Origin of the sequence: Candidatus Planktophila sp. (genome assembly GCF_040402315.1) — a bacterium.
Taxonomy (GTDB): domain Bacteria; phylum Actinomycetota; class Actinomycetes; order Nanopelagicales; family Nanopelagicaceae; genus Planktophila.
The window spans coordinates 1-11,592 of the sequence record NZ_JBBAMU010000027.1; the positions used below are offsets into that span (position 1 = coordinate 1).

The following is an 11,592-nucleotide window of genomic DNA, read 5'->3' on the forward strand; positions in this document are numbered from 1 at the left end:
AATTTGGGAAGTGACAGGCAACTTGTGAAGCACCTAGTTGCACGAGAGCAGGCTCGGTAGTGCGGCAAATTTCTTGAGCCTTCCAGCAACGGGTATTAAACACACATCCCGTCGGAGGGTTTACCGGATTTGGGATATCTCCTTGCAGAATGATTTGTCCGCGCTTGCGCTCCAGAATTGGATCTGGAAGTGGGATAGCTGATAACAAGGCTTGCGTGTATGGATGATGTGGGAGCTGATAGAGCTCTTCGGTGGGAGCAAGTTCCATGATTTTTCCTAAATACATCACGGCAACACGGTTAGAAATATGTTGCACCACAGATAAATCATGGGCGATGAATAGATAGGAAAGACCAAAGTCATCGCGTAAATCTTCGAGTAAGTTAATTACTTGCGCTTGAATTGATACATCAAGTGCCGACACAGGTTCATCGCAGACAATAAATCTAGGTTTGAGCGCAAGTGCTCGTGCGATTCCAATTCTTTGGCGTTGCCCGCCGGAAAACTCGTGAGGGTAGCGGTTGAAGTGTTCGGGGTTAAGACCCACACGCTCCATAAGATCTTGAACAGCATGCTTCACGCCGCCTTCAGGGATTAACTTCTGAATCTCATATGAGGCAGAGATAATCGACCCAATTGTGTGGCGCGGATTCAGTGACGAATACGGATCCTGGAAAATCATCTGCATCTGCGTGCGTAGTGGCTTCATCTTCGATGGCGAGTAATTAGTAATGTCTTCGCCTTCAAATTTAATCGAACCTGAGGTTGGCTCATCTAACTTCAAGATTATGCGACCAGCTGTTGATTTACCGCAGCCAGACTCGCCCACTAAGCCCAGAGTTTCACCAGCGTTGAGAGTAAATGAAATTCCATTGACCGCCTTGTTATCGCCTTTTACTCTGGAAAATATTCCTTGGGATTGAATCGGAAAGTATTTCGCTAAGTTTGTGACTTCTAATATTGGCGTGCTCATGTTGCAACGGCTCCTTCACTGATAAAACATCGAGCACTGTGTGAAGCACTGCGTAATGTGAGTTCGGGAAGTTCTAGGCTGCAACGGCCGCCTGCAACTTCGTCTTTGCGCGAGCACCGTGGAGCAAATGAACATCCTGGTGGTAGCGAAATCATCGAAGGCGGCTGACCTGGAATAGCTGAGAGTCGATTTGTATGTGGCTGATCTAAGCGCGGGATAGAGTCGAGCAGGCCCTGTGTATATGGCATTGATGGCTTGGCATAGAGATCAAAGACGTTAGCACTTTCAACTATGCGCCCGGCATACATGACATTGACGTTATCTGCAGCACCTGCGACCACGCCGAGATCGTGGGTAATTAAAATGATTGCCATTTTGAATTTATTCTGCAAATCTTTGAGCAGGTTTAAAATTTGAGCTTGCACGGTGACATCAAGTGCCGTTGTTGGTTCATCAGCAATTAGTAGTGATGGATTATTCACCAGCGCCATTGCAATCATGACACGTTGGCGCATACCACCAGAGAATTGGTGTGGGTATGAATCTACTCGAGCTGCAGGATCTGGAATTCCAACCAGCCCTAGTAACTCAATAGCTCGCTGGCGACTGACTTCCGGCTCCACCTGATTATGAACCTGGTGGGCTTCAATAATTTGATCCCCAATTGAGTAATAAGGGTGCAGTGAAGACATTGGATCTTGAAAAATCATGGAGATATCGCGGCCACGATATTTCTGTAATTTACTTCTATCAATACCTAGTAAATCAACCTCACCGTCGTGCGATTGAAAAGTCGCAGCTCCTGAAATCTGGGCAGTATTGCTATTTAGTAACCCCATCAGAGCAAGGTTTGTCACAGTTTTACCCGAGCCCGACTCACCCACTATGGCCAGTGTTTCCCCTGCACTTATTGAGAAAGAGATGTCATTTACGGCTTGAACAACTCCATCGGGGGTTGGAAAACCGACGCTGAGATTTCTTACCTGAAGAAGTGTCATGTGATACGCACCCGAGGATCAATAAAGGCATAAGCAATATCGACTACGAGATTCATCAGAACGACGATGGCCGCAGCTAACAGTGTGGTGGCTACGATGATGGGCAGGTCATATTCGACAACGGCACCGATTGCTAATCTGCCAAGGCCTGGCAAATTAAATACAGATTCGGTAAGAATTGCGCCACCGAGTAATCCAGCAAAATCTAACCCTGCCATTGTGACAATCGGTGCAAGTGCCGAGCGAAGAGTGTGTTTACCAAGAATGGTTCCTTCAGGTAGCCCTTTGGCACGAGCGGTGCGAATGTAATCTTCGTTAGACGTTTCAATTACGGCGCTGCGCACAAAACGCGTATATAGCGCAGCATATGCAAAAGCTAAGGTGACCCACGGTAAGAAGAGAATCTGCGCCCATTCATATGGATCCTCAAAAAATGGTGTGTAGTTTCCAGCTGGAAATGGAAGCAAGCGCCATTTAATAACGACGAAGACAAGCAACATCAGCCCTGTGAGAAATGTTGGCAATGAAGTTCCGATGAGAACAAAGACGGTGCTTGCGCTATCTACTATTTTTCCTTTGTAGCGCGCGGCAAGAACACCTAGTCCCACGCCCACGATGAGCCAGAGAACAAGTGCACCTAAAGCAAGTGAGAGCGTTACTGGAAGGGCTTCACTGATAATTGAACTAACGCATGCGTGTTCTCTAAATGAGTAACCCAAGCTTGGGGCTGGGCAATTTATCAGCGCCGCACCCATTCCGTAGGAGCTACCAACAAAGAGCCCCTTAATGAAGTTCCAATACTGAGTAAGGAAAGGAAGGTCGTAACCAAGTCGGCGGCGATTGGCTTCAATGATTCCGGGGTCATTACAGTTTTTTCCGCATGTAAGGGCGGCTGGATCAAATGGCAAGAAGGCAAATATCACATAGACGGTAAAACTCACGCCGAGCAAAATGAGAAGGGTGACACCTAAGCGTCGTGAGATATAACTTAGCATCGTAGCCTTCCTCTAATTTCGTAGTTGTAGCGCTGCATAGGTCTGAGTAATAGTTATTACTCAGACCTATGCAGTCTTAGGTACTTGTTTTGCTTTGGTTATTACTTGATGTAGATGTCACCAAATGACGGTGCACCTTGTGGCTCCCAGAAGAAGACTCCACCGAGACCTGAGCCCCACATTTCTTGAGTCTTGGAGAAGATGCCAGGAACGATCCACATTTGATCAACTGCGTACTGATTAAGTTCAGCCCACATTTGACCTTGCTTGGTGCGATCTGGCTCTGCGAGTGCAGCTTCAACCTTCTGCTTAAATGGAGCATAGGCAGCATCATCCCAGTTCTGTGACATTGGGAATCCGCCTTCCTTTGTGAAGAGCTCTGGGATAACAGTTGATGCATTTGCCCAGTCTGGCGCCCATCCACCTGCAGAAAGATCTGATTGCTTTGTGACATCAAGAACGACTGTGTAGTAAGCACCTGGTTCGATGAAGTTAAACTTCATTACGATTCCAGCGTTCTTCATCATTGAATCGATCCAGATAGCTGCACCCTTTTTATTGGTTTCAGAATCTGCTGTATCGAATACAAGTCCACGCTTTGCATCAGTTGCTCGTGCGTATTCGGTCGGGCAGGTTGTCTTTGCCTTCTCCATCAGCGCCTTTGCTGCTTCCGCGTTTCCGGCAGGCTTATAGTCTTCAAGACCAGTCACCTTTTTGTAATCAAGTCCCATAAGCGGCTTGATTGCTCCATCTGCTGGGTCTCCACCGAATGCTGCTCCGCCTGAAAGCTGCAAGAGTCCTGCTGCATCCTTTGCGAAGTAGACCGCGCGACGAATTTCAAGGCATGGAACCTTCTTGACGTTAAATGCGGCATAGCGAACATATGGGTCATAGACGTTCAATGCACGCTTGGCGTAAGCCTTCTGTGGATCTCCGTTGTCATCAAAGACTGTTGGAAGATTTGTAGGAAGGATTCCATCAAGTGAGAATGAATTCTTATCTGAATCTGTCAAGATCAATTGATCGCGGACTTCTTCGGCGAGACCGAAGCGAACTACGATCTTATCTGGGTAGGCCTTACGGATTGGGTCAGAATCTTGTGACCAGTTCTCGTTGCGAACAAGAACCATCTCATCCTTAGCCTTATAGCTTTCAATCTTGTAAGGACCTGTTGAAACAGGTGCAAGATCGTACTGATCTCCCGTGTCTTTAGCCTTTGGAACCGGGCTAAATGAAAGGTATGTCACTGTGTAGTTGAAGTCGCCCACTGAGCGCTTCAAATTGAAAGTGATTGTCTTATTATCTTCAGAACAAGTCACTGCCTTGTCATAAGCGGCAGTGTCATTGGCTGTAGTTGCATATGGACCCTTGTATACAGATGAACCATCTTCTGCTGATGGAATATCAAGCATCGAGATTGCATATGTTGGGCCATCTGTAATTACATCTGTAGCGAAGGTACGTGAAACACCGTACTTAATATCTTCGCAAGTAATTGCCGAGCCATCTTCAAATGTAACGCCGTCACGGAGTGTGAACTCCCATGTCTTATTTCCATTTGATGCCCGACCTGTATCTGTTGCTAAATCTGCAACAACAGCTGATCCCGCACTTCCCTCAGCACGCGCGTAGGCGGTCAGAGTTCGGTGCATATATGAACCGAACCAAGCGATGTGCTGTCCGGTGTAGTTACGGTTTGGATCTGCGTGCGTCCATGACTCAGAGTTGGTCAGATAAGTGATGGTTCCACCCTCTGAGGCCCCTGAACTAGGACGCAGAACAAAGCCACCAACAAGCAGAGCTATTACAGCAACTGCTGCAACGATTCTGCCGTTCTTGCCTTTGAGATTAGCCATGAGTTCTCCTTTTGTTGTGGGTACTACATCTCTACTTCATGCATGTAAGCAGGGAATTCTTTATGTGTTCTCGCTCTTCGGATCGAGCGCATCCCGCACTGCATCTCCAAGTAAGTTAAAGGAGAGCACTACAAGAATGAGCGAAAGTGATGGAATAATGAAGTAGGTGGGCTCGCTGATGATGTATTTAACTGAATCTGAAATCAAGAGCCCCCATGTTGCAGCCGGTGGCTGTACCCCGATTCCCAGGTAAGAGTAGACCGCCTCTGCTGCTAAGTATCCAGGTAGAGCGAGTGAAAGATAGACAATTACGGGAGTCCATAAATTAGGTAACAACTCTTTAAAAATAATTCGTGTGTGACTTGCCCCCAAGGCGCGAGATGCCATTACAAAGTCTCGCTCGCGTAATGAGAGCACTTGCGAGCGCATGATGCGAGAGAAATAAGGCCAACCAAAAAGTGCTAAAACTAAGATCAAATATAAAACTCGGGCGCTGTTATCACGAGCTAGTCCAGATTTTTCAATTCGGGCAATCATCGGTGCACTTAGCGCGATAATCATGAAGAATGCCGGGAATGCCAGTAGGAAATCAGTAAATCTTCCGAGGACGCTATCTGTTCTTCCTCTGAAATAACCTGAGAGAAGGCCAATCAGCAGGCCTATTGAAATAGAGGCCAAAGTTGCAATTGCTGCCACAAGAAATGAAATTCGTGCACCATAAATCAGTCGCGCAAGTATGTCGTAGCCAATACCGGGTTCAACTCCTAGTGGGTGATTCCAGCTCATTCCACCAAAGCGACCAATGGTTTCACCGCGAGCAGTAAGTGCTGCGGTATCTCTTTCATTAGGATTTACATTCACAAGCCAAGCCACAACTGGCGCAAAAACTGCAGCTGAAACAAAAAAGAGTGAAGTGCACAGGGCTGCAATACCCACTTTATTCTTCTTAAAACGGCGCCAGGCTAATTCTCGCGGGCTCCTACTGGTCAGTTCCCCAGCCTCCGAAGCCCCTTTCGCGGTATCAGCCTCGATCTTCATCTAAAGGACAGTAGCGCCCCTAATGCATAAATACAAGAATAAATAACGCCTTTATCGTAACGATTAGGGGTAAATAGGGAATTTCATCGGGTAGAAATCCCGCTACAAATGTTAAAGTTCGGCGGATTCTTATAAAACTATACCTGTTGGAATTTATCACCGAGGAGAAATCACATGTCATCAACAAATGCTGTCATAGCAACTGGGGTAACTCCGGCGAAACTAACCAATGTGCGCAGATGGAACATTGCCCTCACCGTTTTGCACCTAGCTCAGGCAGCAGCGATGCTGATACTCACCAATGATTTTGCACTCAAAGTTTTGGACTCTACGCCAGCCGGTCCCCCAGGGACAGAAGGCCTAGTTACTTCAACTCTTTTTGAAGTTCGAGTGGGCTGGGTCATTGGTGCATTTTTAACTCTTGCTGGCCTTGATCATCTACTCACCTCAACATTTGCCCGCAAGACTTATGAGACTGATCTTAAAAATGGAATTAACCGCTTTCGTTGGGCAGAGTATGCAATAAGTGCATCTCTGATGGTTGCCATCATTAGCATGTATTGGGGAATTTTGACCCTTGCCGCTTTGATCGCAGTAGTCGGTGCAAATATTGCCATGATTCTCTTTGGTTGGTTGCAAGAGAAGATGAATCCTCCGGGGCGCAACTCAACAACCATGATGCCATTCTGGTTTGGCACACTTGCCGGAATAACTCCGTGGCTAGCGATGTCAGCAAATATCTCGCAAATTCCGCTCGATGATGCCCCTGATGGTCTCTTCTTAATCATGCTCGTTCAGGCAATCTTCTTCTTCTGTTTCGGCCTTAATCAGTGGCTGCAATATCGTGGAGTAGGAAAGTGGAAAAACTACATGTTTGGTGAAAAGACTTACTTAATCCTAAGCCTTGGCGCTAAATCACTTTTAGCATGGCAGATCTTCGCTGTTTCACTTATTCCAATAGCTAATTAACGGATAACTAGTAATACCTAGTGAGAACCAGCCTGGATACCGGCTGTCTCTTTTATTAGCTCCACTGTGGTCTCACGGTGGTTCCACATAATCACATGTGCGCAATTAAGTACCCGAATCCACTTTGCGTGCACTGGCAGTGATAACTTTTGCTGCGCCAACGGCTCTGGGAGCGTTAAATCAGAGCTACCAAAGACCACGGTAATCTTTACCTCAGGGGCAACATCTGATTCAAATTTCTTGCCCATCATCGCCTGCCACAGGGGCCGGTAACCTTTAGAACGCGCCATCGCAATTACTGAGTCTTTACACGTTTCATAACTAAGTTCACGCCATAAGTGAGTGATCTTCCGATATCCAATCGCTTTGAGTGGCGGAAGATGAAAAGCGATAGGCATAAAAAATTGCGTGATTTTGGCCAGAATTCTGGAATCTATACTCGGTGGAATCTTCATCGTCGGTCCCTCGAGCCATAGCCCAGCTGGAGCTAAAGCGGTAACACTCGCAACATGAGTTGGTCTTTGCGCCGCCATTTCTAGTGCAATCCAACCGCCGAGAGAATTTCCAGCTAGATGCATCTGGTGCACATTATGAACTTCTTGCATATGCTCCAGAATCATCTCGCCGAGAGAACGCGGGTCATATTTTTCATCTTCCAGCAGAGTTGCTGTGCCATGTCCAGGTAAATCTATGGAGTACACAGTGAAGTCATTAACTAGGTCCGGAATCAAACTCTTCCAGATTGTTCCGGCAGATCCCAGGCCATGAACCAGCACCAGGGCTGGATTGGACTCATCCGTCATGGAAACCTTGGAAGTAATGCTCACGACTCAATTATGGCGCAAAATCAAAGGATATTTTCCCAATCGCAGGATTAGGAAATCTGTTTGAAACTTTTTCCAGAGTTAGAAGATTTATAGATATCTGAGCCCACAGTTACCAATATTAACTGATCGCTAGCACTAAGAATCCCGGTCGCCCCTTTAAATGTACTCAACTTTGTCCATGTTTTCCCTGAATCTAATGACCTATGAAGCGCGTTACCACTCAAGGCGTAAAGACCCGAATTACGCCATTCGACCTGTGTAAATTTGAAATTGTTTTTCAATTCTTTTGTTGATTTAAAGGCGTCCTCAGTGAGCAGCAGTTTAGAGCCCTTGAGTGCCACAGCCATTTCTGGCATTTCGGGTGAGGCTGCAATATCCGCAAAGGTATTTGTACCCAATGATCTCCATGTCTTTCCAGTATCTGACGAGTAAAGTAAATTACCACTCTGTGAATCTGTGCCATAAAGTTCACTTCCGGCACCGTCTAAAGAGTGGAAATCAACTTTTCCGACCAAAGAGACTGCTTTCCAACTTGAACCGCCATCAGTGGATCTAATTAGGCCAATGGGATTTGGCATTTTAGAACCTTGGGCAGGGTGTCCGCTTGCAACTAATACCTTCCCAAGGGATGTCAGCCCCATCACATCAATTTTATCTTTTCCCACCAACTTTATGTCATTCCCACCAACTAGCTCATAAAGTCCCTCATGAGTTAAGACGAGCACTTTTTTCTCTACAACTTTTACATGATGTATGTGTGAAACTGAATCTAGAGTTCCTGCACTTGCATGATTAGTAAAACCCGGAAAAACAATAAGCGCGAGTATCAGAAATCTAAGTAGTAAACTATTCCTACCTGACTTTTTCATCTATTCCTCATTCTTTGAAGTTATGAATTCTGCTAGACCCTGCCCGCAAATGGCATCATTCCGGGCATACTGTAAATATCTGAATACCTTAGTCCTTTTTTGGTTGATCTTGCCTCCCACATCATTCCCCCACCTGCGTAAATACTCATATGGTGAATGGTGCTTTGAGTTCCTTTATATGAATAAAAGATTAAGTCACCCGGTTCCATCTCGGCGATTGGAATCTGCTTGGTATAGGTATAAAACAACCCTGAGTTAAGACGATCCCAGATCGGCCAACCCAGCCCAGCAGATTTATAAGCAGCGTAAACCAGGCCTGAGCAATCAAAAGCGTTTGGTCCTTCATCGCCCCAGACATACGGCTTCTGAGCAAGCACCTGTCGCTTGGCAAATTCAACAGCCTTCAGCCTCTGATCGAGGGTAGTTCTTGAACTTGAAACTCCGGTAGGACCGCCACCCCGCCAGACTTTTGCCTGGTTTGGAACCTTGCCAGCTTCAATTGATCGGGCCTCTTCCAATAGCGCCAACTGACGCCTCTGCTCAAGAGTCAGTCTTACCTTTCTCGCGGAAGCAAGCTCCTTTTGTAATTTATCTTGGACTGCTTGTAGTTTATCAACTTCTGCTTGCTGAGCATCTCGAATGGCATCAGCTTCCTTCTTTGCTACCGCAACTTTTTCAGTAACCTTTACTTGACGTTCCTTTGCAATGACCGCGATTGCCTTAGCTTGCTTGGCGGTTTCTTCAGCCGCTTTGAATCGTTCAAGTGCGACCTTATTTTTTGATCCTAAATTATCAAGTAAGGAGATAGTGTCAATTGCATCTTGTGGACCATTCGCGCTTAAAAGATTTTCAATTCCGCCCATATTGCTACCTGAAATATAAGCAGCCACCGCTAATTTCCCAATATCTCGATGAGTTTGAAAAACTTCCGCTTCAGCTGCTTCTACCACTTTGGTAGCAGCACTCAACTCTCTATCAGCAACGGCAAGTTCATTTTTAGCGGATAAATATTTTTTATTCGCCTCAGCTGCAAGGTTTGCAAGCTTCTTGAGATTGCCCACAGCTGCCACTAGTTTCTTTGCAGAAGTCGCAGCGCTCTTTTTCTTCTCCTCTTCAATTCGCTTAGCCGCCTCAATTTGAGCGATTGTAGGCTTATGTTTAGTGGCAAAAGCTGGCGGCAAAATTGAAATCGAAAAGAAAACAATGACGAGAGTAGTTAGCCCTCTAATTATCTTAAACTTAGTCATAGTCGCCTAGCGCCTACAAATGGTTTCTTGCCAAACATTTTCGTTAGTTTTACTACCTCTACTTTTTTTCCTGGTCGGGGTGCTTGAACCATTTTTCCACCACCCATATAGATGGAGACATGACTAATTGGTTTGCCAAAGAAAAGTAAGTCACCAGGTTTCAATGAACCGTAAGAGATTGACTTTCCGTACTTGACTTGAACTCGAGAAGAGTGAGGCAGCGACACCCCAGCTGCTTGATAGGCGCGCATCGTGAGCCCTGAGCAGTCCCAGCGGGTTGGCCCGGCAGCTGCCCAAACATAGATATCACCAATCTGCTTGAGTGCATATTTCAGCGCGGTAGATCCTCTTGAGTTATCGCCAACATAATTCGTCGCGTATTTTTGTGAATCCTTGAAAATCTTATTTTCTCTTGCCGCTTCTTGGCTACGCAGCCGCTCTCGATCTTCCTTCTTTAGTGAGTTAAGGATTCCCGTCGCTTTCGCAAGGGCTGCCTTTGCCGAAGAAACCTCTCTATTTAGTTTGATTTTTTCAGACTTAAGCAGATTTACTCTATCGGCTATTACAAGCTGAGAGGATTGAACTTTCTGCTTCGTTAGCATGTACTTGCGAATTTCATTCGCGTAGCGAGTCCCAACCAGATCTAACATAGAAGCATCGGCAAGATATTGAGAAGGGTCGGTGCTAAGAAGCAACTCGAGTCCCGTCCCAAATCCTGACCCTTGATAATTTTGCAGAGCGATTCGGCCAAGAACTTTTTTTGCCTCTTCCAGATCGGTTTTAATGAGAGATTCCTGCTCTTTTAAGCTTGTTGTTTCTCTTTCGAGTGAGGCAATTCTTATAGTTGCTTCATTTGCAGCCTCATATTTATCCGCGGCCAAGGTACGCAATCTATCTACCTCCCGTTGCGCACCTGAAACCGAGGGAGCTGCCCACGCAAAGGAAGGCTCAAATAGAAAGAAAACTACTAAAAAAGCAGCGATGAAGCGCTTCATACTCAGCCTCCAAAACTTCGCTTACTTCGAGACTTCGATGAGTAGCTTTTGCATTAATGAGATCTCCCCCGATTGCGCGGCTCGGATTTCCTTCGACAGTGCTCTCGCTTCTGAATTCTTTGAGCCACTCAGCATTGACAACATAGTGAGCGCACCTTGGTGGTGCTCAATCATGGCTTTAAGGAAGGCGGTATCGAACTTTGGGCTACGCAATTTTTTCAGTTCTGCAACTTGATCCTCAGAAAGCATTCCGCCCATGCCCATGTCATGTCCCATCTTTAGCGGCGCTTTCTTTGCCGCCAGCCAATACTTCATCTGCTTCATCTCTTTCCTCTGTTCGGAGATGATTTCTGAGGCAAGAGCTTTTACTTTGGTATTCGAAGAGCGCACAAGGGCTGATGCAGACATGTCAATCGCTTGTTGATGATGAGGAATCATGCCTTGAGCAAACATAATCTCATTCATACCCAGACTTTTCAGACTGCTGGCATGTGAACTGGCCGTTGCAGGCTGGCTCATGAAGGGAAGAGAAATAACGGCCATCAGTAATACAATTTTCTTCACCATTACTGCGAGAAGCGGGGCCAGGTGTTGCTTACTTATATCTCCCGAGTTCACATTCAAACTTTACCAGTCTTGACTATTTTTGCGGCTTTGTGAGAAAGACTCGCTAATAAATTGTGACTAAAAATACACAGCTACGTTCAGTCATTGTCTGAATCGTCCCCTAAACCGGAGTCGTAAATAGAAAGAGCCCCGATTCCTCGAGGCTCTCCCATGCACAGCTATTGCAACTCTTTTGACCATTACCAATAGATCGAATTG

At 46.1% G+C, this 11,592-nt stretch carries 11 protein-coding genes; 1 reads left to right on the forward strand and 10 read right to left on the reverse strand.

Annotated elements, in window-relative coordinates:
- From AC9UEP_RS04870 to AC9UEP_RS04890, 5 genes are all read right to left on the reverse strand, one after another.
- Positions 1 to 973: ABC transporter ATP-binding protein (locus AC9UEP_RS04870; protein WP_509544537.1), on the reverse strand; the 973-nt coding region annotated here is incomplete at its 3' end.
- Positions 970 to 1,971: an ABC transporter ATP-binding protein gene (locus tag AC9UEP_RS04875; RefSeq protein WP_509544540.1), complete on the reverse strand. Its 1,002-nt coding sequence runs from the start codon at positions 1,969 to 1,971 to the stop codon at positions 970 to 972. The genes AC9UEP_RS04875 and AC9UEP_RS04870, both read right to left, overlap by 4 nt.
- Entirely contained in the window at positions 1,968 to 2,966 is a 999-nt protein-coding gene (locus tag AC9UEP_RS04880) for an ABC transporter permease (protein WP_509544543.1), read from the reverse strand. The genes AC9UEP_RS04875 and AC9UEP_RS04880 overlap by 4 nt, the downstream gene beginning before the upstream one ends.
- A 101-nt stretch (positions 2,967 to 3,067) precedes the next feature.
- The gene (locus AC9UEP_RS04885; protein ID WP_509544545.1) at positions 3,068 to 4,822 is read right to left on the reverse strand and encodes an ABC transporter substrate-binding protein; all 1,755 of its coding nucleotides are present in this window, start codon (positions 4,820 to 4,822) and stop codon (positions 3,068 to 3,070) included.
- Between the two features lie 60 nt (positions 4,823 to 4,882).
- Entirely contained in the window at positions 4,883 to 5,860 is a 978-nt protein-coding gene (locus tag AC9UEP_RS04890; RefSeq protein WP_509544548.1) for an ABC transporter permease, read from the reverse strand.
- A 174-nt stretch (positions 5,861 to 6,034) separates the two neighbouring features.
- On the opposite strand from AC9UEP_RS04890, the gene heR reads away from it, so the two are divergent.
- Entirely contained in the window at positions 6,035 to 6,829 is a 795-nt protein-coding gene (heR, locus tag AC9UEP_RS04895; protein WP_509544550.1) for a heliorhodopsin HeR, read from the forward strand.
- Positions 6,830 to 6,846: 17 nt separating this feature from the next.
- Here the strand turns inward: heR and AC9UEP_RS04900 are convergent, their stop codons facing one another.
- The 5 genes from AC9UEP_RS04900 to AC9UEP_RS04920 are packed head-to-tail and all read right to left on the reverse strand — an operon-like array spanning position 6,847 to position 11,385.
- A complete protein-coding gene (locus AC9UEP_RS04900; protein WP_509544553.1) occupies positions 6,847 to 7,656 on the reverse strand; it encodes an alpha/beta fold hydrolase in 810 nt (269 codons plus the stop codon).
- A gap of 47 nt (positions 7,657 to 7,703) precedes the next feature.
- Positions 7,704 to 8,525, reverse strand: coding sequence for a WD40/YVTN/BNR-like repeat-containing protein (locus AC9UEP_RS04905; RefSeq protein WP_509544556.1), 822 nt, complete (start codon positions 8,523 to 8,525; stop codon positions 7,704 to 7,706).
- 32 nt (positions 8,526 to 8,557) lie between these two features.
- Positions 8,558 to 9,772, reverse strand: a complete 1,215-nt coding sequence (locus AC9UEP_RS04910; RefSeq protein ID WP_509544558.1) for a C40 family peptidase — start codon at positions 9,770 to 9,772, stop codon at positions 8,558 to 8,560.
- A complete protein-coding gene (locus AC9UEP_RS04915) occupies positions 9,769 to 10,767 on the reverse strand; it encodes a C40 family peptidase (protein ID WP_509544560.1) in 999 nt (332 codons plus the stop codon). Before AC9UEP_RS04915 ends, AC9UEP_RS04910 begins: the two co-directional genes overlap by 4 nt.
- A 21-nt stretch (positions 10,768 to 10,788) precedes the next feature.
- Positions 10,789 to 11,385: a DUF305 domain-containing protein gene (locus AC9UEP_RS04920; RefSeq protein ID WP_509544563.1), complete on the reverse strand. Its 597-nt coding sequence runs from the start codon at positions 11,383 to 11,385 to the stop codon at positions 10,789 to 10,791.
- Positions 11,386 to 11,592: the final 207 nt, after the last annotated feature.

Bases quoted from the DNA above. Each gene is read 5' to 3' on its own strand.
- AC9UEP_RS04875 (WP_509544540.1), bottom strand. From the start codon at position 1,971: ATGACACTTCTTCAGGTAAGAAATCTCAGCGTCGGTTTTCCAACCCCC.
- AC9UEP_RS04880 (WP_509544543.1), bottom strand. From the start codon at position 2,966: ATGCTAAGTTATATCTCACGACGCTTAGGTGTCACCCTTCTCATTTTG.
- AC9UEP_RS04885 (WP_509544545.1), bottom strand. From the start codon at position 4,822: ATGGCTAATCTCAAAGGCAAGAACGGCAGAATCGTTGCAGCAGTTGCT.
- AC9UEP_RS04890 (WP_509544548.1), bottom strand. From the start codon at position 5,860: ATGAAGATCGAGGCTGATACCGCGAAAGGGGCTTCGGAGGCTGGGGAA.
- heR (WP_509544550.1), top strand. From the start codon at position 6,035: ATGTCATCAACAAATGCTGTCATAGCAACTGGGGTAACTCCGGCGAAA.
- AC9UEP_RS04905 (WP_509544556.1), bottom strand. From the start codon at position 8,525: ATGAAAAAGTCAGGTAGGAATAGTTTACTACTTAGATTTCTGATACTC.
- AC9UEP_RS04910 (WP_509544558.1), bottom strand. From the start codon at position 9,772: ATGACTAAGTTTAAGATAATTAGAGGGCTAACTACTCTCGTCATTGTT.
- AC9UEP_RS04915 (WP_509544560.1), bottom strand. From the start codon at position 10,767: ATGAAGCGCTTCATCGCTGCTTTTTTAGTAGTTTTCTTTCTATTTGAG.